This is a genomic window from Variovorax monticola (genome assembly GCF_051216855.1).
In the GTDB taxonomy this organism is placed as follows: Bacteria; Pseudomonadota; Gammaproteobacteria; order Burkholderiales; family Burkholderiaceae_C; genus Variovorax.
This window is the reverse complement of sequence record NZ_JBPJZP010000005.1, coordinates 161,784-181,947: the sequence shown is the minus strand read 5'-3', so window position 1 is coordinate 181,947 and position 20,164 is coordinate 161,784. Positions and strand designations below refer to the sequence as shown.

Annotated in this window: 20 protein-coding genes, 1 tRNA gene and 1 pseudogene; 9 read left to right on the top strand and 13 right to left on the bottom strand. The window is 67.6% G+C overall.

Translation table 11 applies throughout. The features are described from left to right. Positions 1 to 97: 97 nt before the first annotated feature. The 3 genes from ACSFA5_RS18610 (at position 98) to ACSFA5_RS18600 (ending at position 1,674) form a co-directional block, all read left to right on the top strand. Positions 98 to 1,087 (top strand): DNA-directed RNA polymerase subunit alpha, encoded by a 990-nt coding sequence (locus tag ACSFA5_RS18610; RefSeq protein ID WP_093059385.1) that lies wholly within the window; start codon positions 98 to 100, stop codon positions 1,085 to 1,087. 93 nt (positions 1,088 to 1,180) lie between these two features. Then, complete coding sequence (rplQ, locus tag ACSFA5_RS18605) at positions 1,181 to 1,579, top strand: 50S ribosomal protein L17 (protein WP_108138730.1); 399 nt, start codon at positions 1,181 to 1,183, stop codon at positions 1,577 to 1,579. Positions 1,580 to 1,597: 18 nt separating this feature from the next. Further along, a tRNA-Met gene (locus ACSFA5_RS18600) sits at positions 1,598 to 1,674 on the top strand. A 112-nt stretch (positions 1,675 to 1,786) separates the two neighbouring features. Here the strand turns inward: ACSFA5_RS18600 and ACSFA5_RS18595 are convergent. Continuing rightward, positions 1,787 to 2,437, bottom strand: coding sequence for an HD domain-containing protein (locus ACSFA5_RS18595; RefSeq protein WP_435445529.1), 651 nt, complete (start codon positions 2,435 to 2,437; stop codon positions 1,787 to 1,789). A 107-nt stretch (positions 2,438 to 2,544) separates the two neighbouring features. On the opposite strand from ACSFA5_RS18595, the gene ACSFA5_RS18590 reads away from it, so the two are divergent. After that, positions 2,545 to 3,522 carry a GlxA family transcriptional regulator gene (locus ACSFA5_RS18590; protein WP_435445961.1) on the top strand — a complete coding sequence of 326 codons (978 nt, stop codon included), beginning with the start codon at positions 2,545 to 2,547 and terminating at the stop codon, positions 3,520 to 3,522. A gap of 28 nt (positions 3,523 to 3,550) precedes the next feature. On the opposite strand, the gene ACSFA5_RS18585 is transcribed toward ACSFA5_RS18590, so the two are convergent. Genes ACSFA5_RS18585 through ACSFA5_RS18560 form a run of 6 tightly spaced genes read right to left on the bottom strand, consistent with a single transcriptional unit; the run spans position 3,551 to position 10,491 of the window. After that, complete coding sequence (locus tag ACSFA5_RS18585; protein ID WP_435437511.1) at positions 3,551 to 3,949, bottom strand: RidA family protein; 399 nt, start codon at positions 3,947 to 3,949, stop codon at positions 3,551 to 3,553. Then, a complete protein-coding gene (locus tag ACSFA5_RS18580; RefSeq protein ID WP_435445528.1) occupies positions 3,946 to 5,568 on the bottom strand; it encodes an AMP-binding protein in 1,623 nt (540 codons plus the stop codon). Before ACSFA5_RS18580 ends, ACSFA5_RS18585 begins: the two co-directional genes overlap by 4 nt. 5 nt (positions 5,569 to 5,573) lie before the next feature. Beyond that, positions 5,574 to 6,767 carry an acyl-CoA dehydrogenase family protein gene (locus ACSFA5_RS18575; RefSeq protein ID WP_435445527.1) on the bottom strand — a complete coding sequence of 398 codons (1,194 nt, stop codon included), beginning with the start codon at positions 6,765 to 6,767 and terminating at the stop codon, positions 5,574 to 5,576. Between the two features lie 4 nt (positions 6,768 to 6,771). Beyond that, positions 6,772 to 7,626, bottom strand: coding sequence for an enoyl-CoA hydratase family protein (locus ACSFA5_RS18570; protein WP_435445526.1), 855 nt, complete (start codon positions 7,624 to 7,626; stop codon positions 6,772 to 6,774). Continuing rightward, positions 7,623 to 8,102, bottom strand: coding sequence for a MarR family winged helix-turn-helix transcriptional regulator (locus ACSFA5_RS18565; protein ID WP_435445525.1), 480 nt, complete (start codon positions 8,100 to 8,102; stop codon positions 7,623 to 7,625). Before ACSFA5_RS18565 ends, ACSFA5_RS18570 begins: the two co-directional genes overlap by 4 nt. A gap of 1 nt (position 8,103) precedes the next feature. After that, on the bottom strand, positions 8,104 to 10,491 hold the full coding sequence (locus ACSFA5_RS18560) for a bifunctional salicylyl-CoA 5-hydroxylase/oxidoreductase (protein ID WP_435445524.1): 2,388 nt from the start codon (positions 10,489 to 10,491) through the stop codon (positions 8,104 to 8,106). Between the two features lie 117 nt (positions 10,492 to 10,608). Here ACSFA5_RS18560 and ACSFA5_RS18555 point away from each other — a divergent pair, with 117 nt between their 5' ends. Together ACSFA5_RS18555 and ACSFA5_RS18550 are read left to right on the top strand one after the other, a co-directional pair. Beyond that, positions 10,609 to 11,880: a class I SAM-dependent methyltransferase gene (locus ACSFA5_RS18555; protein WP_435445523.1), complete on the top strand. Its 1,272-nt coding sequence runs from the start codon at positions 10,609 to 10,611 to the stop codon at positions 11,878 to 11,880. Between the two features lie 12 nt (positions 11,881 to 11,892). After that, positions 11,893 to 12,216 (top strand): DUF1840 domain-containing protein, encoded by a 324-nt coding sequence (locus tag ACSFA5_RS18550; RefSeq protein WP_435445522.1) that lies wholly within the window; start codon positions 11,893 to 11,895, stop codon positions 12,214 to 12,216. Positions 12,217 to 12,225: 9 nt separating this feature from the next. Here the strand turns inward: ACSFA5_RS18550 and ACSFA5_RS18545 are convergent, their stop codons facing one another. Further along, on the bottom strand, positions 12,226 to 13,245 hold the full coding sequence (locus tag ACSFA5_RS18545) for a Bug family tripartite tricarboxylate transporter substrate binding protein (RefSeq protein ID WP_435445521.1): 1,020 nt from the start codon (positions 13,243 to 13,245) through the stop codon (positions 12,226 to 12,228). A 78-nt stretch (positions 13,246 to 13,323) separates the two neighbouring features. Next, positions 13,324 to 14,250 (bottom strand): LysR family transcriptional regulator, encoded by a 927-nt coding sequence (locus ACSFA5_RS18540; protein WP_435445520.1) that lies wholly within the window; start codon positions 14,248 to 14,250, stop codon positions 13,324 to 13,326. 124 nt (positions 14,251 to 14,374) lie between these two features. Between ACSFA5_RS18540 and ACSFA5_RS18535 the strand changes: the two genes are divergently transcribed. Further along, positions 14,375 to 15,148: an SDR family oxidoreductase gene (locus ACSFA5_RS18535; RefSeq protein ID WP_435445519.1), complete on the top strand. Its 774-nt coding sequence runs from the start codon at positions 14,375 to 14,377 to the stop codon at positions 15,146 to 15,148. A 152-nt stretch (positions 15,149 to 15,300) separates the two neighbouring features. Here ACSFA5_RS18535 and ACSFA5_RS18530 read toward each other — a convergent pair whose 3' ends face one another. Genes ACSFA5_RS18530 through ACSFA5_RS18520 form a run of 3 tightly spaced genes read right to left on the bottom strand, consistent with a single transcriptional unit; the run spans position 15,301 to position 17,740 of the window. Then, positions 15,301 to 15,723, bottom strand: coding sequence for a MarR family winged helix-turn-helix transcriptional regulator (locus tag ACSFA5_RS18530; RefSeq protein ID WP_435445518.1), 423 nt, complete (start codon positions 15,721 to 15,723; stop codon positions 15,301 to 15,303). A gap of 11 nt (positions 15,724 to 15,734) precedes the next feature. Beyond that, the gene (locus tag ACSFA5_RS18525; protein ID WP_435445517.1) at positions 15,735 to 16,712 is read right to left on the bottom strand and encodes an alpha-ketoacid dehydrogenase subunit beta; all 978 of its coding nucleotides are present in this window, start codon (positions 16,710 to 16,712) and stop codon (positions 15,735 to 15,737) included. Positions 16,713 to 16,717: 5 nt separating this feature from the next. Further along, on the bottom strand, positions 16,718 to 17,740 hold the full coding sequence (locus ACSFA5_RS18520) for a thiamine pyrophosphate-dependent dehydrogenase E1 component subunit alpha (protein WP_435445516.1): 1,023 nt from the start codon (positions 17,738 to 17,740) through the stop codon (positions 16,718 to 16,720). Positions 17,741 to 17,876: 136 nt separating this feature from the next. Between ACSFA5_RS18520 and ACSFA5_RS18515 the strand changes: the two are divergent. Both ACSFA5_RS18515 and map read left to right on the top strand, forming a co-directional pair. Further along, positions 17,877 to 18,110: pseudogene (locus ACSFA5_RS18515) on the top strand (ParD-like family protein); the annotation flags it as partial. A gap of 92 nt (positions 18,111 to 18,202) precedes the next feature. Then, entirely contained in the window at positions 18,203 to 18,997 is a 795-nt protein-coding gene (map, locus tag ACSFA5_RS18510) for a type I methionyl aminopeptidase (RefSeq protein WP_435445515.1), read from the top strand. 12 nt (positions 18,998 to 19,009) lie between these two features. Here the strand turns inward: map and ACSFA5_RS18505 are convergent, their stop codons facing one another. After that, positions 19,010 to 19,981: an AraC-like ligand-binding domain-containing protein gene (locus tag ACSFA5_RS18505; protein WP_435445514.1), complete on the bottom strand. Its 972-nt coding sequence runs from the start codon at positions 19,979 to 19,981 to the stop codon at positions 19,010 to 19,012. Positions 19,982 to 20,164 lie beyond the last annotated feature (183 nt).

Here is a 20,164-nt window from a genome sequence, read left to right as displayed (position 1 = left end):
ATTGTTGTTCACGTTCCTGCCCCGCACTCCGCTGCGGGTCAGGTGCTTCACCAGCCTTACCGGTGTAACGAGCCGGGGGTATTGAGAGGAAGTCTGCATGCAAACCACCCTGCTGAAACCCAAGACCATTCAGGTCGAGCAACTTGCGCCGAACAAGGCCAAGGTCACGCTCGAACCTTTCGAGCGCGGCTATGGCCACACGCTCGGCAACGCGCTGCGTCGCGTTCTGCTGTCGTCCATGGTGGGCTACTCGGCCACCGAAGTCACGATCGCTGGCGTTCTGCATGAGTACTCGTCGATCGACGGCGTGCAGGAAGATGTCGTCAACATCCTTCTGAACCTCAAGGGCGTGGTGTTCAAGCTCCACAACCGTGACGAAGTCACGCTGAGCCTGCGCAAGGACGGCGAAGGCCCGGTCCTGGCCTCGGACATCCAGACCCCGCACGACGTCGAGATCATCAACCCCGACCACGTGATCGCGCACCTGTCGCAAGGCGGCAAGCTCGACATGCAGATCAAGGTTGAAAAGGGTCGCGGCTACGTGCCCGGCACGATGCGCCGCTATGCGGACGAGCCGACCAAGTCGATCGGCCGCATCGTTCTCGACGCGTCGTTCTCGCCCGTGAAGCGCGTGAGCTACACGGTCGAAAGCGCCCGCGTCGAACAGCGTACCGACCTGGACAAGCTGCTTGTCGAGATCGAAACCAACGGTGCGATCACCGCCGAAGACGCCGTGCGCGCATCGGCTAAAATCCTGGTCGAGCAGCTCGCCGTGTTTGCGCAGCTCGAAGGCGGCGAACTCGCTGCATTCGACGCACCCGCACCGCGCAGCGCACAGCAATTCGATCCGATCCTGCTGCGCCCTGTCGACGAACTCGAACTGACGGTGCGTTCGGCCAACTGCCTGAAGGCCGAAAACATCTACTACATCGGTGACCTGATCCAGCGCACCGAGAACGAGCTGCTCAAGACGCCTAACCTGGGTCGCAAGTCGCTCAACGAAATCAAGGAAGTCCTCGCTTCGCGCGGCCTGACCCTGGGTATGAAGCTCGAAAGCTGGCCGCCGGCCGGCCTCGACAAGCGTTGATTTGAATTTTTGAAGGTTGGCCCAGAAAAGGGCCAGTGCACCGGGCAGTACCTGACACGGCTGCCTGTTTTTATAAAGTAAAGGAAAAGCACCATGCGTCACGGTCACGGACTCCGCAAACTCAACCGCACCAGCTCGCACCGTCTTGCGATGCTGCAGAACATGATGAATTCGCTCATCGAGCACGAAGTCATCAAGACCACGGTCCCCAAGGCCAAGGAACTGCGCCGCGTCATCGAACCGATGATCACGCTCGCCAAGAAGCCGACGCTGGCCAACAAGCGCCTGGCTTTCGACCGCCTGCGCAGCCGCGACAGCGTCGTCAAGCTCTTCGGCGAACTCGGCCCGCGTTTCGCCGCGCGTCCGGGCGGCTACACCCGCATTCTGAAGATGGGTTTCCGCGTGGGCGACAACGCTCCGATGGCGCTCGTCGAACTGGTCGACCGTGCTGAAATTAAAGAAGACGCAGCTGAGCAAAACGCTGCTGAATAAGCTATAATTTATACTTGCCGCGCGATGGAGCAGCCTGGTAGCTCGTTGGGCTCATAACCCAAAGGTCGCAAGTTCAAATCTTGCTCGCGCAACCAATTTAAAAGGCCCTTTGAATTTCAAAGGGCCTTTTTTCTTGGCCTGGTAAACGAATTGAAAAAGCCCTCGCAATGAGGGCTTTTTTGTTTCCAGAATTTCTGAAGATGCAGTTCAACCGTGCCAGGCCGAGCAGCGGATCACGCTGCAGAAGTTGCCCCGGTGAAAGTGCGGCTCCTTGTCCGCGATCACGTCGGCCTTGACGTTGCCGAACGTGCTCTGCGGCTTGTGTCGGATGCCTTCATAGAAGGCCTGGATGATGTCTTCCTTGAAGTTTTCGGTGCGCGGATGCGCATGCACGATCCGCGTGCGCTCGGCCTCGCTGAACTCCTTGTAGGTCAGCCCCAGCACGTCCATCTCGACACCGGCCGTGACCAGCGCCACCACCGGATGCATGTGCTGCGGAATCCCTGGCGTCGTATGCAGCGCGATCGCCGTCCACACCAGGTCGATGTCCTGTTGCGAGATCCCATGTGCCCGCAGAAAGTCCCGCGCCACGTTCGCGCCGTCGACCTCGAAGCGCTCGTGCGCGCTGCTGTGCTTTTTCAGCAGGCCCATGTCATGGAACATCGCGCCCGCGTACAGCAGCTCCGGATCGAACGTGAGCCCGCGGCGTTTGCCTGCCAACGCGCCGAAGTAGTAGACCCGGCTCGAGTGGTGGAACAGCAGCGGCGGTGCCGTGTCCCGGACCAGTTCGGTGATCTCCTGTGCAAGCTTGCTGTCGGGGATGCGCGCCCCTTCGATGTCTGTCGTCGTCAAAGCCATGTGGATTCTCCTGTGAGTGTGAGCATGACTCTAGGGTTCGGATAGAGTGTCCTGAACCGCCATGAAGCGGCGAATCCAGACATTCCACGACCGAAGGAGACACCGACATCGCACGCAGCGCCAAGACCATCGCGATCCTCGCCATGCCTGGCGTCCAGCTGCTGGACGTGTCGGGCCCGCTCGATGTATTCGCCGAAGCCAACGTACAAGCCCGTGCGGAGGCCTATCGCATGCGGGTCGTCGCGAGCCGGCGCGGCGCCATTCGCAGTTCGTCCGGCGTGCGGCTGATGCCCGACGCGGTGATAGGCGACGAGATGAACGAGCCCATCCACACGCTGCTCGTGGCTGGCACACCGCATGCGGCCAGCACCGTGTTCGACCTCGACGTGACCGCATGGCTGCGCCAGCGCACACCCGAAGTGCGCCGCTTCGGCTCCGTCTGCAGCGGTGCCTTCGTGCTGGCGCAGGCCGGCTTGCTGAACGGCCGCCGCGTGACCACGCACTGGGCGGTGGCCGATCGACTCGCGCTGGATTTCCCCTCGGTCACCGTCGATGCGGACGCCATCCATGTGCGCGACGGCCGCGTGCGCACCGCCGCCGGCGTGACCGCGGGCCTCGACCTCGCGCTCGCTCTGGTGGAAGAAGACCTGGGTCGCGAGATCGCGATGAAAGTCGCCGCGCAGCTCGTGATGTTCTTCAAGCGCCCCGGCGGCCAGATGCAGTTCAGCCGCAAGGGCGAAGCCGCACCCACGGGGCGTTCGGCCTTGCAGGAAGTTCAGCGCTGGATCGTGGCGAACCCGGCCATGGACCACGGCGTCGCGAATCTCGCCGCGCGCATGGGCCTCAGCGAGCGCCATTTCGCGCGGCTGTTCAAGCAGGAAGTAGGGCTCACGCCTGCGGCTTGGGTGGAAGACATTCGCGTGGCCGCCGCTCGCCGCCTGCTGGAAGCCGGGGACGCCGCACCCAAGCAGGTGGCGTCGCTGTGCGGCTTTGCCGATGCCGACACGCTGCGCCGAGCGTTCCAGCGCCAGCTCGGCATCACGCCCGCGGAGTACCGCAAGCGCTTTGCGCACGCCATCGTGTAAGCCACGATGGCGCTGCGCGGGAACGGCATCAGTCCGGAACGACCGCCGTCACCTCGATCTCGACCTTCGCGCGGTGCTCGACCAGCGCGGCCACCTGCACGCAGGTCATGGCCGGGAAGTTGCGGCCCATCGCGTCGCGATAGACCGGGCCGAGTTCGGAGAGCCGGCGGCTGTATTCGTCGCGGTCCGTCACGTACCAGGTCATGCGCACCATGTGCTCGGGGCCGGCGCCACCCGCGCGCAGCACCTCGACGATATTGCGCAGTGCCAGCCCGCACTGTTCGATGAAGTCGTCCGACTCGAACTGCTGCTGCGCGTTCCAGCCGATCTGGCCGCCGACGAACAGCATCGTGCCGCGCGCGGCGATGCCGTTCGCATAGCCCTTGGGAGGCAACCAGCCTTCGGGCTGCAGGAGTTTGTTGATCATGGTGTGGTGTTGAGTTGTCTCAGTTTGAATCGCTGGAGCTTGCCGGTCTCGGTGCGCGGAAGCACCGTCACGAACTCGATCTCCCGCGGGTATTTGAACGGCGCGATCGTCGCCTTGACATGGTCCTGCAGCGCCTTCACCAGGGCCGCATCGCCTTGCTGGCCGGGCTTGAGCACGCAGAACGCCTTCACGATCATGCCGCGGTCGGCATCGGGCTTGCCGATCACGCCGCACTCGGCCACGGCCGGGTGCTTGAGCAGGGCGTCTTCGACCTCCGGGCCTCCTACGTTGTAGCCGGCCGTGATGATCATGTCGTCGGCGCGCGCCTGGTAGAAGAAATAGCCGTCGTCGTCCTGCACGAACGAGTCGCCAGGGTAGTTCCAGCCGTTCTTCACGTAGTCGGCCTGGCGCGGATCGTCTAGATAGCGGCAGCCCACGGGGCCTTGCAGCGCGAGCTTGCCGACGGTGCCGCGCGGCACCTCGTTGCCCGCGTTGTCCACCACCTTCGCGGTGAAGCCGGGCACCGCCTTGCCGACCGCGCCGCGGCGCACGTCGGTGCCGGCGGCCGAGATGTAGATGTGGAACACCTCCGTGCCGCCGATGCCGTCGAGCATCTCGATGCCCGAGGCTTCCTTCCACAGCTGGCGCGTGGCGTCGGGCAACGCTTCGCCCGCACTGACGCTGATGCGCAGGCCCGGCATGCCGTTCTGCTTCACGAACGGCGCCATCTGGCGATAGAACGTGGGCGCGGTGTAGCAGATGGTCGCACCGACCTCGTTGATGAGCTTTACCAGCCCTTCGGGCGTGAACGGCGCATCGGCGAAGTAGATGGAAGCACCGGCCCACATCGGAAACACCAGCAGCCCGCCGAGCCCGAAGGTGAAGGCCAGCGGTGGCGAGCCGATGACGATGTCGTCGCTGCGCGCGTGCAGCACGTGGCGCGGCCATGTCTCGCACATCACGAGCACGTCGCGGTGCGTGGTGACGGGCGCCTTCGGCTTGCCCGTGGTGCCCGATGTGAATGCGAGCAGCGCGATGTCGTCCGATGCCGTGGGGCAGGCCTTGAACACGCCGCTCTTCGTGGCTGCGCGTGCAGAGAGAGAGTCCGGTGCGTCGGGCTTGTTGAACGCGATCACCGTGGCGAGCACCGGGTACTCGCGCTGTGCGATCACGAGTTCGTCGAGCAGCCTCCCGTCGCACAGCGCGGCCACGGGCTGTGCCTTGTCGATGATCTCGCCCAGCTCCTTCGCACGCAGCAAGGGCATCGTGGCCACGGCGATGAGGCCGGCCTTCACCACCGCCAGCCACGACAGCGCCATCGCCACCGAATTGCCGCCGCGCAGCAGCACGCGGTTGCCCGGCACCAGGCCGAGGTCTTCGGTCAGCACCTGCGCGATGCGGTTGACCTCGACGGCCGCTTGCGCGTACGTCAGCGTCCCCGCAGGTGAGCGCAGCATCGGCTTGTCGCCGAAGCCTTTCGCCGCGGCCTTGTCGAGCAGTTCCTCGACCAGGTTCAGCTGGTCGGGCAGCTGGAGCTCGGGCAGCTCATAGCGAAAGACGGGCAGCTGCCCGGCGGGCGGCAGGCGGTCGTGAACGAAACGGTCGACTTGGGCAGACACGGTATTTATCCCCGCAGAACGGATTTGCCAATGATCAGTTGTTGGACTTCCGTCGCACCTTCGTAGATGCGCAGCGAACGGATGTCGCGGTAGAGGCTTTCAATCTTCGTGCCAACTTTCACGCCCAGGCCGCCGTGCATCTGCAGGGCCATGTCGATCACGCGGCTCGCGTTCTCGGTGGCGCACATCTTGGCCATGGCGGCCGCAGCGGACACGTCGCCGACCGCGGGCGCACCGCGCTGTTCCGCGTCGTCGCGCATCCATGCGGCGCGGTAGGTGAGCAGTGCGGCACTGTCGATCAGCGCGGCCATCTCGCCGAGCTTGGCTTGCGTGAGCTGGAAGTCCGCGAGCGTCTGGCCGAACATGCGCCGGTTCTTCGCATGCGAGATGGCTTCCGCCAGTGCGCGGCGGCCCATGCCGAGCGCGGCCGCAGCCACTGACGCGCGGAAGATGTCGAGCGTGCGCATCGCCAGCTTGAAGCCGCCGTTGAGCTCACCGAGTTGCGCCGTGCGCGGCACGAGGCAGTTGTCGAAGCGCAGCGTTGCGAGCGGATGCGGCGCCATCACGTCGATGTGCTCGGAGGTGTCCAGGCCCGGAGTCGTCGCGTCGACGATGAACACCGTGATGCCGCGCGTGCCGCCCGTGGGATCGGTCTTGGCGAACACGCAATAGAAGTCGGCGATGCCGCCATTGCTGATCCAGGTCTTCTGGCCGTTCAGCAGCCAGCCGTCGGCCGTAGCCTCGGCGCGCATCGCCATTGCCGCCACGTCGGAACCCGCATCGGGTTCGCTGAGCGCAAAGGCCGCGATCCTGTCGCCCTTGCCCACAGCCGTGAGGTACTGCAACTGCTGTTCAGGCGTGCCCGCCAGCGTGATCGCACCGCTGCCCAGGCCCTGCATCGCAAATGCGAAGTCGGCCAATGGCGAGTGATAGCCCAGCGTTTCGCGCAGCAGCACGAGCGCGCGTGAATCGAGGCGCTCCAGCGCGCCGCCCGCGCTGCCGGGCACGGCGTAGCGCAGCCAGCCGCCGTCGCCGAGTCGGCGCACCCACTCGCGGCAGGCCGCGCGATCGTCGCGCTCGTCGATCTCTTGCGCTGCGCACCAGGGCAGCAGTTCGCGTGCGAGCGCGCGATGGGCTTCGTCGAAGAACGGCAGCGCAAGGTGCGCCGTCGAAGGCGGTGCAGGAATCTTCGTCATCATGACTTCAGTCTCCGCCGAACACCGGCTTGCGCTTGGCCGCGAAGGCTTCGTAGGCGCGCTTGAAGTCTTCGGTCTGCATGCAGATGGCCTGCGCCTGCGCTTCGGATTCGATCGCCTGGTCGATGGTCATCGACCATTCCTGCGCGAGCATGGTCTTGGTCATGCCGTGCGCGAAGCTCGGGCCCTCGGCCAACTCGCGCGCCACCTTGGTGGCGGCGGCCAGCAATGCATCGCTTTCGTGCAGTGCGTTGAAGAAGCCCCAGTCATGGCCTTCCTGCGCTGTCATGGCGCGGCCGGTGAAGAGCAGTTCCGATGCGCGGCCTTGGCCGATCATGCGCGGCAGCAACGCACATGCACCCATGTCCGCGCCGGCCAGGCCCACGCGGGTGAAGAGAAACGCCGTGCGCGTCAAAGGCGAGCCGTAGCGCAGGTCGCAGGCCAGCGCGATCATCGCGCCGGCACCGGCGCAGACACCGTCGATCGCGCCGACGATGGGCTGCGGGCAGGCGCGAATCGCCTTCACCAGGTCGCCCGTCATGCGCGTGAACTCGAGCAGCTCGGGCATGCGCATGCCGGTGAGCGGGCCGATGATCTCGTGCACGTCGCCGCCCGAGCAGAAGTTGCCGCCCGCGCCGGTGACCACGATGGCCTTCACGTCGGTCGCGTAGTTCAGCGCGCGGAACAGGTCGCGCAGTTCGGCGTACGAGTCGAAGGTCAGCGGGTTCTTGCGCTCCGGGCGGTTCAGCGTGACAGTGCCGACGCCCGCTTCGCAGCTCCATGCGAAGTGCTCGGCCTTGTAGCCGGCCTTGGCTTCGAATTGCGCGCGCATGGGATTGCCTGCGCCGATGTAGTGCTTCATTCGGTCTCCGCCATCGATTGGTTGTGTGAGTGTTGCTTGACCTTGCCGAGCAGCTTGTGCAGCTGCGCGATCTCCTTGGTGCTGAGGCCGGAGAAGGCCCCGACGATCCAGTCTTCGTGCTGTTGCGCCATCTCGTGGAAGAGCTTGCGTCCGCGCGCCGTGAGACGCACGCGCCAGGCGCGTCGGTCGCCCTCGACGTTGATGCGCTCCACCAGGCCTTCGGTCACCAGCTGGTCGGTGATGCCCGTGACGTTGCCGCCCGTGACCATCATGCGGCGCGAGAGCTCGTTCATCTTCAGGCCCTCGGGCGAGCGCTCGAGTTGCGACATCAGGTCGAAGCGCGGCAGCGTGGTGGTGAACTGCGAGCGCAGCTCGTTGCGAACCTGCTTCTCGATCAGCTGGGTGCAGGTGAGCAACCGCAGCCAGAGGCGCAACGCTTCTGGGTGTTCGCTGTGCGCGCGCGCTTCGAGGTCCATGTCAGTGCGTCTCGTCGTTGTTCGCGGCGGCAGCCGATGCCGATGCAGCGGCCGCGGCCATCTGCTGTTGCTTGGCGATCTCGCGGTACATCTGGTCGCGCCCGCTCAGGTACTGCTTCGGCCAGTCGACATGGCGGCTCTGCAGCTTGGCCGCTTCGTGCAGCGTCCACGCCGGGTCGGCCAGGTGCGGGCGCGCCACGGCGCACAGGTCGGCGCGGCCGGCCGCGATGATGCTGTTGGCCTGGTCGGCGTCGGTGATGGCGCCGACCGCGATGGTCGCGATGCCGACCTCGTTGCGGATGCGGTCCGAGAACGGCGTCTGGTACATGCGGCCGTACACCGGCTTGGCTTCGCGCGTGGTCTGGCCGGACGACACGTCGATGAAGTCGGCGCCGGCTTGCTTGAACAGGCGCGCGATCGCCACCGCGTCGGCGTCGGTGTTGCCGCCGGGCGCCCAGTCGTGGGCGGAGATGCGCACGCTCATGGGCTTGTCTTCGGGCCACACAGCGCGCATGGCGCGGAACACCTCGAGCGGATAGCGGCAGCGCGCTTCGATGTCGCCGCCGTATTCGTCCGTGCGCAGGTTGGTCAGCGGGCTGACGAAGGCCGACAGCAGGTAGCCGTGCGCGCAGTGCAGCTCGAGCCAGTCGAAGCCGGCCTCCAGCGTGCGGCGCGTCGAATCGACGAACTGGTCGCGCAGCGTGTCCATCTGCTCGCGCGTGATCGCGGCGGGCAGCTGGTTCTGTTCACCGTAGGGCACGGCACTCGCACCCAGCACCGGCCAGTTGCCGCTTTCGAGCGGCTCGTCGGTGCCTTCCCAGCCCACGCGGGTGGAGCCCTTGGGGCCGCTGTGGCCGAGCTGCATCGCGATCTTCGCGCTCGACTGCGTGTGCACGAAATCGACGATGCGCTTGAACGCCGCCTGCTGCGTGTCGTTGTACAGGCCCGTGCAGGCCGGGGTGATGCGGCCTTCGGGCGTCGGGCTGGTCATTTCGACGAACACCATCGCCGCGCCGCCGAGCGCGCGCGCGCCCAGGTGCACCAGCAGGAAGTCTTGCGGCACGCCGTCGACCGCGCTGTAGGTGGCCATCGGCGAGACCAGGATGCGGTTCTTCAGCGTGAGCCCGCGCACGGTGTAGGGCATGAGCATCGGCGCCATTGCCTTGCCGCCGGCCAGCCACTGCTCGTAGCCGCCGAGCCATTGCGTGTCGCGCACGCGCAGGTTCTCGTGGCTGATGCGCTGCGAGCGCGTGAGCAGCGAATAGGCGAACTGCTCGATCTGCATGCCGGTGTAGCGCGGCACGTTCTCGAACCACTCGGTGGAGTTGCGCGCGGCGTTCTGGATCTTCAGCACCTCGACGCTGCGGCGCGCTTCATAGCCTTCGAGCACATGGTCGACGGTGCCGCCCTGCGCAAATTCGTTGGCCAGGTCGATCGCGTCTTCCAGCGCGAGCTTGGTGCCCGAGCCGATGGAGAAGTGCGCCGTGTGCGCGGCGTCGCCCATCAGCACCACGGGCACCGAGCGGCCCTCGACGTCGATGCGGTGCGTCCAGCGCTCGCACACCACGCGCGGAAAGCGGATCCAGTTGGCCGAGCCGCGCAGGTGCGTGGCGTTGCTGATGAGCGCGTGGCCGCCCAGGTACCTGGCGAACAGCTTCTCGCAGAAGGCCACGGCCTCGGGCTGCTCCATCTGGTCCAGGCCATGGGCCTTCCACACGGCCTCGGGCGTCTCGACGATGAAGGTCGAGGTCTTGTCGTCGAACTGGTAGGCGTGCGCCTGGAACCAGCCGTGCTCGGTCTCTTCGAAGGCGAAGGTGAAGGCGTCGAAGGTCTGGTGCGTGCCCAGCCACACGAAGCGGCACTCGCGCAGGTCGACGTCGGGCTTGAACACCTCGGCGTAGCGCTGGCGGATGCGGCTGTTCAGGCCGTCGCTGGCAATGACGAGGTCGGCGTTGTATTTTTTGGCAACCGCCTGGTCGTCGGCGGCATCGGTCTCGAAGACCAGTTCCACGCCGAGTTCGATGCAGCGTTCCTGCAGGATGTTGAGCAGCCGCTTGCGGCCGATGCCGCAGAAGCCGTGGCCGCCCGAGCGCACCTGGCCGCCCTTGAAGAACACCTGGATGTCGTCCCAGTGGTGGAACTCGTTGCCGATGAGCGCCGCGGTGGGGCCGTCGGCCGCGCGCAGGTTGCCCAGCGTCTGGTCGCTCAGCACCACGCCCCAGCCGAAGGTGTCGAAGGGGCGGTTGCGCTCCAGCACGGTGATCTGCAGCGCGGGGTTGCGCGCCTTCATCAGCAGGGCGAAGTAAAGGCCTGCAGGCCCGCCGCCGATGCACAGGATGCGTTGGAGGTCCGAGGCGGGAGCGGGTTTGACCGTGTCGAGGCTGTTCATGGTTGAATAGTTTAGACATAAACAATCGGCTGTCAATGGAGTTTCTCAGCGGGCACCGGCGCCGCTCTGGCAGGGCGCCTCATGCACGAAGTGTGAAAAATCAATACCATGGCCCCCATGCAAAACTTGATACTGAAGATCGAGTCGCAGCTGGCCTCGCTGCCTGTTCCCATTGCCCTGGAACTGCCGGACGGCCGGCGCGTTGCCCAGGCGGGGGCCCGCGTCACGCTGGCTTTCAAGGAGTGGAAGGTGCTTGCCAAGCTGGCCGCCCACCAGGTGGGTGCCATCGGGGAGGCCTACGTCGAGGGCAAGGTGCAGATCGAGGGCGCCATGCGCGACCTGATCGACGCCACCGTGGGCATGCTGCCGGGCAACCCGGCCGAGACCGACACCAGCTGGTGGAGCCGCCTGCAGCACCGCGCCAAGTCGCGCGGCTCGCACTCGCTGCGCAAGGACGCGGCCCAGATCGAGTTCCACTACGACGTTTCCGACGACTTCTATGCGCTGTGGCTCGACCCGCGCCGCGTGTATTCGTGCGCCTACTTCCGCACGCCCGAGCTCACGCTGGCGCAGGCCCAGGAAGCCAAGCTCGACCACATCTGCCGCAAGCTGATGCTGCAGCCGGGCGAGCGCTACCTGGACATCGGCTCGGGCTGGGGCGCCTTGCTGCTGTGGGCGGCCGAGCACTACGGCGTGGACGCCACCGGCATCACGCTGTCGAAGAACCAGCATGCCTACGTGCAGCGGCTCATCGAGGAGAAGGGCCTGCAGGGCCGGGTGCGCGTGGAGCTGCGCGACTACCGCGAGCTGCCCGACGCGCAGCCCTTCGACAAGATTTCATCGGTGGGCATGTTCGAGCACGTGGGCGCGGCCAACATGCCGACCTACTTCCGCAAGATCCACGCGCTGCTCAAGCCGGGCGGGCTGGTGCTCAACCACGGCATCACCTCGGGCGAGCTCAACTACCGCCAGCTGGGCGCCGGCATGGGCGACTTCATCGAGAAGTACATCTTCCCGGGCGGTGAGTTGCTGCACGTGACGCACGTTCTGCGCGACACCGCGGCTGCGGGCCTGGAGATGGTCGACACCGAAAGCCTGCGCCCGCACTATGCGCGCACGCTGTGGGCCTGGTCGGATGCGCTGGAGGCGCAGCTTGGCACCGCGCTCGAGGTGCTGCAGCGCAACGGCGGGCGCCAGGCCGAGAACGCCGAGCGCGTGCTGCGCGCCTACCGCCTGTACCTGGCGGGTTCGGCCATGAGTTTCGAGCAGGGCTGGATCTCGTTGCATCAGATGTTGTCGACAAAGCCTGACGGCAACGTAGGGCGCGCAGAGGTCTTGCGCGGCGCGCAGTCGGTGTACCCTTTCGCCCGTGATTACATCTACAAGTGAGTGAGGAACACCATGCTCTATCGATTCCAGTCCCGGGCTTCCGCTGATTTCGTCATGCTCGAAGTGCATGCGCGCCAACTGCTCGACATCGTCGGCAAGTCGGCCGCGCCGCAAGGCATCATCACCGTCGAGCAGATTCCCGGCGCCGTCTCCGCGCTCGAGGCCGCGCTGGCCCGCGAGGGCGGCAATGCCCACAACCACGACGACTACGCCGTCGAAGGCCATGCGGCCGATGCCGAGCGGCAGCATGTCGGACTGCACCAGCGTGCAGCCCCCCTGCTTCACATGCTCAAGGACTCCCTGGCCGACAAGAAAGACGTGACCTGGAAGACCTGAGCTTCTGCGTCAGTCCACCTTTGCGCCGGAGTCTTTGACGACCTTCGCCCACTTCACGTGTTCGCTCGCAATGAGCTTGGTGAAGTCGGCGGGTGAATTGCCGCTGGGCAGCGCGCCCTGCGCGAGCATCTTTTCCTTGATGGCCGGCGTGCTCAGCGACTTGGCCACTTCCTGCTGGATGCGGTTGACGATGTCGGGCGAGGTGCCGGCCGGTGCCAGCAGCCCGAACCACGAACTCGCCTCGTAGCCCTTGAGCGACGGGCCGCCCACCTCGGCCACCGTCGGAATGTCCGGCAGCGCGGGCGAACGCTGCGCGCTCGTCACGGCCAGCGCCGTGAGCTTGCCGGCCTTGATCTGCGCCATCGACGAGGGCAGGTTGTCATACATCACGTCGGCGTTGCCGCCCACCATGTCCAGCAGCGCCGGGCCCGAGCCCTTGTACGGAATGTGCGCCATGAAGGTGCCTGTCATGCTCTTGAACAGCTCGCCCGCCAGGTGGATGGAGGTGCCGCTGCCGCTGGACGCCATGTTCAGCTTGCCGGGGTTGGCCTTGGCGTACTTGATGAAGTCCTGCACGTTGTGGACGTTCAGCGCCTTGGCCTTCTCGGCGTTCATTTCCATCACGTTGGGCACGGCGGCGACCAGCGTGATCGGCGCGAAGTCCTTGATCGGGTCGAAGGGCAGCTTGGGGTACAGCGCGCGGTTGATGCCGTGCGTGCCCACCGTGCCCATCAGCAGCGTGTAGCCGTCGGCGGGAGCGCGCGCCACCAGCTCGGCGCCCACGTTGCCGCCGGCGCCCGCGCGGTTGTCCACGATGAACTGCTGGCCGAAGGCCTTGGAGAGCTCAGGCGCCATGGCGCGCGCGAGGATGTCGGTGGTGCCGCCGGCCGCGAACGGCACGACGATGCGCACCGGCTTGGTCGGCCAGGTGGCCTGGGCCCACGAAGGAGCGGCCATCACGGTGAGGGCGGTTGCGAGGGAAGCGGCCAGCGCGGTGCGGCGATTCGGTTGGAATGAGAAAGAAGTCATGCGCGCGTTTGTACAGGGGCGCGCCGCGGGCGTCGCGGGTGAAAACCCCTTGACGCGGCGGGTCGGCCGTTCGGCCTGTCAGCCCACCTGCATCCGCTGCGCGAAGCGCTCGTCGCGAAAGCGCTGCAGCACGAAGTCGATGAACACCCGCGTCTTGGGCGGCAGCAGCTTCTTGCTCGGGTAGTAGAGCCACACCGCGCCCGCGTCCTGGTGCCACTCGGGCAGCAGCCGCACCAGTTCGCCGCTGCGCAGCCCGCGCTCCACGAAGGGCATCGGCAGCATCGCCACGCCCAGCCCCATGAGCGCGGCATGCGCGATGGCTTCGGGGTCGTTGAAGATGGCGCGCGGGCGGGGCAGCTCGACGGTCGCCTCCTGGCCCTTGGCATGCCGCAGCGTCCAGCTGCGCACCCGTCCCGTGGGCGAGGACCGGCGCAGCAGCGTGTCGAGCGACGCCAGCTCCGACGGGTGCCGCGGCCGCTTGCGCCCCTGCATGTAGGCGGGCGACGCCACCGCCACCACGTGGATGCGCGAGAGCTCCCGCGCCACCAGTCCGGCCGGCAGCTCGATGCCCCCGCCGATCGCTGCGTCGAAGCCCGCGCCCACCAGGTCGACCTGCTGGTTGTCGAAGTGCCAGTCCGGCACGATGCCCGGATAGCGCGCAAGAAAGTCGCCCAGCATCGGCAACACATGCTCGCGCCCGAAGGCCTGGCCCATGCTCACCTTCAGCGTGCCGGCCGGCTGGCCGTCGTCGGTGGCAATGCCGGCCACGGCTTCCTGCAGCGTGGCCAGCGCGCCGCCGACCTGCGCCAGGAACCGCTCGCCGCCCTCGGTCAGCGTCAGGCGGCGCGTGCTGCGCTGGAACAGCCGCACGCCCAGCCGGGTTTCGAGCCGCGCGACGTTCTTGCTGACCGCGGCGGGCGTCAGCCCCAGGCGCCGGGCCGCGGCCGAGAAGCTGCCGCCCTCGGCGCTCTGCACGAAGGATTCGAGGTGGTTGAGCGGTTCCATGGCGTGCATTCTCCCGCGCATCTTCAACTGCGAGTTGAAGTTGATTGCGCCGATTGACGGCTACCGCGAAGGGAATGGAATGCCGACACTGAAGGCCTTCTTCCTCCAACCGATCGGAAAAATCATGACCTCGAACATCGCTTCTACTTCTTCGTCTCCCGTCCTGGCCGGCAAGGTCGCCTTCGTCACCGGCGGCTCGCGCGGCATCGGCGCGGCCATCGTGCGCCGCCTGGCGCGCGACGGCGCGGCCGTGGCCTTCAGCTACGCCAGCTCGCAGGCCCCCGCCGACGAACTGGCGCGCGCCATCGAGGCCGAAGGCGGCCGCGCGCTGGCGCTGAAGATCGACAGCGCCGACGCCGACGCGCTCAAGGCCGGCATCGACCAGGCCGCGAAGCATTTCGGCGGGCGCATCGACATCCTGGTCAACAGCGCGGGCGTGCTGCACCTCGGCCCTGTCGACCAGTTCAGCCTGGCCGACTTCGACCGCACCATCGCCGTCAACGTGCGCGCCGTGTTCGTCGCCATCCAGGCCGCGCTGGCGCACATGGGCGCGGGCGGGCGCATCGTGAACATCGGCAGCACCAACGCCGAGCGCATGCCCTTTGCCGGCGGCAGCGTGTACGCCATGAGCAAGTCGGCGCTCACCGGCCTGGTGCAGGGCCTGGCGCGCGACCTGGGCCCGCGCGGCATCACGGTCAACAACGTGCAGCCCGGCCCGGTCGACACCGACATGAACCCGGCCGACGGCCCGATGGCCGCGACCATGCACAGCTTCATGGCCATCGAGCGCCACGGCCATGCCGACGAGATCGCGGGCATGGTGGCCTATCTGGCCAGCCCGGAAGCGGCGTTCGTGACGGGTGCCGGGCTGAACATCGATGGCGGCTTCGCTGCATAAGGCTCGCCCCCAGGCGGCATAAAGCTCGCCCCCAGGCTCCGCGCACTTCGTGTCGCTTCTCCATCCCCCTACCGGGGGCAACACCTGAGGCCCGGCGAAGCCGGTTCCTCGGTGTTTCTGGAAGGAGCGGGGAGGGGCGGCCGTGTCGTTGGTCAGTTGGTGCGCTGGACGGCGTCGATGAGCTTGTCGAGCGTTGTGTCCAGCCGGGCCAATTCGTCGGCGTCGACGCCCGCGAACAGCGCGGCTTCGCGTGCGCGGCCCAGGGCACTCACCGTTTCGTGCAGCGCCTTGCCGGCCGCTGTCAGGTAGAGCCGACGGCTGCGCTGGTCGGTCGGGTCGTCGTGGCGCTGCACGCGCTTGTGGCGCTTCAGGCCGGCCAGCGCGCGGCTGACGGCCATCTTGTCGAGGCCGGTCTGGTCGGCGATCTGGGTGGCGTTGAGGCCGGGCTGCGCGGCCAGCGCGGCCATGGCGCGCCACTCGTTCAGCGTGAGCTGGTGCTCGCGGCCCACGCGCTCGTGGAACGGCCTTGCCGTGAGGTTGACCACGCGCACCAGCTTGAAGAAGAGCGGATCCATGCGGGCGTGTTTCAGCCGGCCAGCTTCTTCGCCGCCGCCACGATGGCGTCCACACCCACGCGCGACTGCGCCTCCAGCACCGGCGCATAGCCGACCGGAATGCGCGGTGCGCCCAGCCGCGCGACGCGGCAGCCCGTGGCCTCCGCCGCGCTGGCCGCGATCTCGGCGCCGAAGCCCGCCGCCTGCACCGCCTCGTGCACGACCAGCAGGCGCCCGGTGCGCGCGCACGACGACAGCACGGTGTCGCGGTCCCACGGCCACAGCGTGCGCAGGTCGATCAGGTCGACCGCAATGCCCTCCGCCGCCAACGCGTCGCAGGCGGTTGCGCAGGCCTGCATCTGCTTGCTCCAGCTCACCAGCGTGAGCGCATTGCCCTCGCGCACGCGCGCGGCCTTGCCCAGCGGCACGGCGACGGCTTCGTCGACCTCGCCGCGCACGCCCCACAGCGCCTTGTGCTCGATGTAGACCACCGGGTCGCCGCACTGCAGCGCCGAGCGCAGCAGGCCGTGGTTGTCCTGCGGGGTCGACGGGCACACCACCACCACGCCCGGCAGGTGCGCGAACCACGCCTCGAGCGACTGCGAATGCTGTGCCGCCGAGGCGTCCCAGATGCCGCCCGGCATGCGCGCCACCAGCGGCACACGGCCCTGGCCGCCGAACATGAAGCGGTTCTTGGCGGCCTGGTTCACCAGCTCGTCCATGCCGCACAGCGCGAAGTCGACCACGCGCATCTCGACCACGGGGCGCAGCCCGGCCAGCGCCATGCCCACGCCGGCGCCCATGATCGCGGCCTCGCTGATCGGCGTGTCGATCACGCGCTCGGGGCCGAAGATCTGCTGCAGCCCCTTGTACTGGCCGAAGATGCCGCCGCGGCCCACGTCCTCGCCGAGCACCACCACGCGCGGGTCGGCCTGCATCTCGCGTTGCAGCGCGAGCACGGCGGCTTCGGCATAGCTCAGGTTCTGCGTCGTGGCGTTCATTGCGTTCATTGCCTTCATTTCCATTGGCCTGCGCCGGTGGTCTGCACGTCGGTGAAGGCGGCGCCAGCGTCGGGCCAGGGCGCCGCGTCGGCCACGGCCAGGGCGGTGTCGACCTCGTCGCGCGCCGCGTTCTCGATGGCGTCGAGCGTGGCGGCGGCGATGCCCGCGCCCAGCAAACGACCGCGCGCCCGCGCGATCGGGTCGGTGTGCAGCGCGGCGGCCAGTTCGGCCGGGTCGCGGTAGGCGGCCAGGTCGACCGACACGTGCCCCTTCACGCGGTACGTCAGCGCATGCAGCAGGCGCGGCCCGCTGCCGGCGCGCACCTCGGCCACCAGCCGGGCGGCGGCCTCGTGCACCGCGAACACGTCGTTGCCGTCGACCTGCGTGGCCGCGATGTCCATCGACGCGGCGCGCGCCGACGCGCCGTCGCCCGCCGTCATCGGCCCGCTCGCCGTGGTCGCGCTCCAGCGGTTGTCCTCGCAGACGAAGAGCACGGGCAACTCGTACACGCGCGCCCAGTTCAGCGCTTCGAGAAAGGGCCCGCGGTTGATGGCGCCGTCGCCGAAGAAGCACACGGTGATGTCGCCCGGCTTCTTCAGCAGCTTCTGCGCATGCGCCGCCCCGACGGCGATGGGCAGCCCCGCGGCCACCACGCCGTTGGCGCCCAGCATGCCGACCGAGAAGTCCGCGATGTGCATCGAGCCGCCCTTGCCGCCGTTGAAGCCGGTGGCCTTGCCGAACAGCTCGCACATCATCCGCGCGAGGTCGGCGCCCTTGGCCAGCGTGTGCCCATGGCCGCGGTGGGTGGAGGTGAGGTAGTCGGTGGTGCGCAGGTGCGCGCACACGCCGGCCGGCACCGCTTCCTGGCCGGTCGACAGGTGCAGCGGCCCGCGCACCTTGGCGGCGCCGCCGGCCTGCTGGCCATAGGCGCTCACGCCGCCCTGGCTGGCCGCCTCGGCGGCGTTCTCGAAGGCGCGGATGCGCACCATGACGCGGTACAGCGCCAGGGCGGCGGCGCCGGATGTGGGCAGGTCCATCTTGTCTCCAACGCGCCTGGAACGGGCGCTTTGGCAAAAATCGTATCAAGCGAGAGCGAATCGGCGTTACCGGGCTTACCCTCCGCACCGGCAAAGCACGATATGATTCATATACGTTTCATATATAGATTTCATCATGGGCATCGTCAAGATTTCAGACCTCATGCACGAGAACCTGCGCATCGCAGGCAACGCGCTGAGCCGTTCCATCAACGCGCAGGCCGAGCACTGGATGCGCATCGGCATGCTGGCCGAGCTGCACCCCGCGCTCGATCACCGCGAGATCTGCCAGGTGCTGATTCGCGCCGAGCAGGCCGGCGGGTTCGACATGGCGACGGTGGCCGCCTCCCTGGCGCCGCTGTCCGCAGCGCCTGTGCCGGCCTCTTCTGCGGCCTCTTCCGCGGCATCCGCGCCCACCGCGCCCGCCCGCGCCCCCGCGCCCCGCAAGGCCGGAGCCACCGCATGAACGCCACCGTCACGCTCAGGTCGCCGGCCGAGATCGCCATGGCCCGCACGGCCGGCGGCCTGGCCGCCGAGGTGCTCGCCATGATCGGCGAGCACGTCAAGCCCGGCATTACCACCGGCGAGCTCGACCGCATCTGCCACGACCACATCGTGCAGGTGCAGGGCGCCATTGCGGCCAACATCGGCTATCACGGGTACACCAAGACGGTCTGCACCTCGGTCAACAACGTCGTCTGCCATGGCATTCCGTCGGCCGGCGAGACGCTGAAGGACGGCGACATCGTCAACATCGACGTGGCCGTGCTCAAGGACGGCTGGTTCGGCGACTGCAGCCGCATGTATTTCGTGGGAGAGCCGAGCGCGCTGGCGCGCCGGCTGGTAGACACCACCTACGAGGCCATGCGCGCGGGCATTTTGCAGGTGCGCCCCGGTGCCACGCTGGGCGACGTGGGCTACGCCATCCAGAAGGTGGCGCACCGCGAGCGTTTCAGCGTGGTGCGCGAGTACTGCGGCCACGGCATCGGGCAGATCTACCACGACGATCCGCAGGTGCTGCACTACGGCCAGCCCGGCCAGGGCCTGCGGCTGGAGGCCGGCATGATCTTCACCATCGAGCCGATGGTCAACGCCGGCAAGCGCGAGACCAAGGAAACGGCCGACGGCTGGACGGTGGTCACGCGCGACCGCTCGCTGTCGGCGCAGTGGGAGCACATGGTGGCGGTCACGCCCACGGGGTTCGAGGTGCTCACGCCCTGGCCCGAAGGCACGGGGCACTACCCACCGCTGGCCTGAGGCCGGCGGCTTTCAGTGGCCGCCTGAAACGCCCGGCTCCCCGGGCGCCGCCAGCAGGCTGCTGGGCGTCACGCCGAAGGCGTTCCGGAACGCCCGCGAAAAGTGCGACAGGTCGTTGAAGCCGCACTGCAGCGCCGCCTGCGACACCTGGTGCACCCGGCCTTCTTCCAGCACGCGAAAGCTGGCCGCAAGCCGCCGCTGCCACACGTGGTGCATGACCGTGGTGCCCTGCGTCGCGAACACCCGCGCCAGCGTGCGCGGCGAAATGTGCACCGCCGCCGCGATGCCGTCGCCGTCGAGCTCGCAGTCGTCCAGGTGGGCGTCGATGTACTGGCCGGCGCGCTGGTAGACCGAGCCGTAGCGCGAGCCCTGCGCGCCGTCGGTCCCGTGGCCGTCCTGCATTTCCATGGCTGCGGTCAGCGTGTCGAGAAAGGCGCCCGCCAGCCGCGCCTGCGCCGCGCCCGGCGCGCCGACGGAAGAAAAGTCGAACGCCTCCTCGGCCATGCGCATCAGCAGCGTGGCCATCGAGCGGCCCTCGGCAATGCGCACCGTGGCCATCGACTCGGCCCGCGCGAAGCGCGACAGCAACTGCTGGCGCGGCATGCGCACCAGCAGCGCCGAGGCCGGCGCAAGGTGGTGCACGAACGGGCGCGCCGCGTCGTACAGCACGATGTCGCCCGGGCGCACCTGCACCTCGCGCCCGCCTTGCTGCAGCATGGCCGAGCCCTCCTGCATCAGCACGGCGACAAAGTCTTCCTCGGGTGCCACGCGCACGTGGTGGGCCGTGCGGTCGAAGGTGTGCGGCTGCGAACTCATGCGGCACACCGTGAGGTTGCCCAGCGTGTGGCCCGTGAGCGAGCCCTGGAAGTCGCCCGCGTGGCTGAACTTGCCGGCCGCCGGAATCAGCCGCTTGCAGACCGACTCGGCCCAGTAGTCGAGCCTGCGGGCGCCGGAAACATCCGCTGTCGAGTAGTTGAAGTGCATGGGTGCCTTCCGAGGGAACATGGGGCCTGGGCCGGACGCTGGCTGCTGCAGGTGCAACGCATGCCGTCGCAAAAAATGTACCAAAGGCACCGGCCACCCCACCCTTGGCGGATTCCCTTAGCCCCCCTTCGGGACGCTGCGCGTCGCCCGTGTCCGACGCCAGCGACAGCCATTGCTGCGATG

Bases quoted from the DNA above. Each gene is read 5' to 3' on its own strand.
- ACSFA5_RS18585 (WP_435437511.1), bottom strand. From the start codon at position 3,949: ATGATCAACAAACTCCTGCAGCCCGAAGGCTGGTTGCCTCCCAAGGGC.
- ACSFA5_RS18505 (WP_435445514.1), bottom strand. From the start codon at position 19,981: ATGCACTTCAACTACTCGACAGCGGATGTTTCCGGCGCCCGCAGGCTC.
- ACSFA5_RS18595 (WP_435445529.1), bottom strand. From the start codon at position 2,437: ATGGCTTTGACGACGACAGACATCGAAGGGGCGCGCATCCCCGACAGC.
- ACSFA5_RS18525 (WP_435445517.1), bottom strand. From the start codon at position 16,712: ATGAACGCAATGAACGCCACGACGCAGAACCTGAGCTATGCCGAAGCC.
- ACSFA5_RS18540 (WP_435445520.1), bottom strand. From the start codon at position 14,250: ATGGAACCGCTCAACCACCTCGAATCCTTCGTGCAGAGCGCCGAGGGC.
- ACSFA5_RS18565 (WP_435445525.1), bottom strand. From the start codon at position 8,102: ATGGACCTCGAAGCGCGCGCGCACAGCGAACACCCAGAAGCGTTGCGC.
- ACSFA5_RS18575 (WP_435445527.1), bottom strand. From the start codon at position 6,767: ATGATGACGAAGATTCCTGCACCGCCTTCGACGGCGCACCTTGCGCTG.
- ACSFA5_RS18560 (WP_435445524.1), bottom strand. From the start codon at position 10,491: ATGAACAGCCTCGACACGGTCAAACCCGCTCCCGCCTCGGACCTCCAA.
- ACSFA5_RS18520 (WP_435445516.1), bottom strand. From the start codon at position 17,740: ATGGACCTGCCCACATCCGGCGCCGCCGCCCTGGCGCTGTACCGCGTC.
- ACSFA5_RS18535 (WP_435445519.1), top strand. From the start codon at position 14,375: ATGACCTCGAACATCGCTTCTACTTCTTCGTCTCCCGTCCTGGCCGGC.
- ACSFA5_RS18570 (WP_435445526.1), bottom strand. From the start codon at position 7,626: ATGAAGCACTACATCGGCGCAGGCAATCCCATGCGCGCGCAATTCGAA.
- ACSFA5_RS18610 (WP_093059385.1), top strand. From the start codon at position 98: ATGCAAACCACCCTGCTGAAACCCAAGACCATTCAGGTCGAGCAACTT.
- ACSFA5_RS18550 (WP_435445522.1), top strand. From the start codon at position 11,893: ATGCTCTATCGATTCCAGTCCCGGGCTTCCGCTGATTTCGTCATGCTC.
- map (WP_435445515.1), top strand. From the start codon at position 18,203: ATGAACGCCACCGTCACGCTCAGGTCGCCGGCCGAGATCGCCATGGCC.
- rplQ (WP_108138730.1), top strand. From the start codon at position 1,181: ATGCGTCACGGTCACGGACTCCGCAAACTCAACCGCACCAGCTCGCAC.
- ACSFA5_RS18555 (WP_435445523.1), top strand. From the start codon at position 10,609: ATGCAAAACTTGATACTGAAGATCGAGTCGCAGCTGGCCTCGCTGCCT.
- ACSFA5_RS18545 (WP_435445521.1), bottom strand. From the start codon at position 13,245: ATGACTTCTTTCTCATTCCAACCGAATCGCCGCACCGCGCTGGCCGCT.
- ACSFA5_RS18530 (WP_435445518.1), bottom strand. From the start codon at position 15,723: ATGGATCCGCTCTTCTTCAAGCTGGTGCGCGTGGTCAACCTCACGGCA.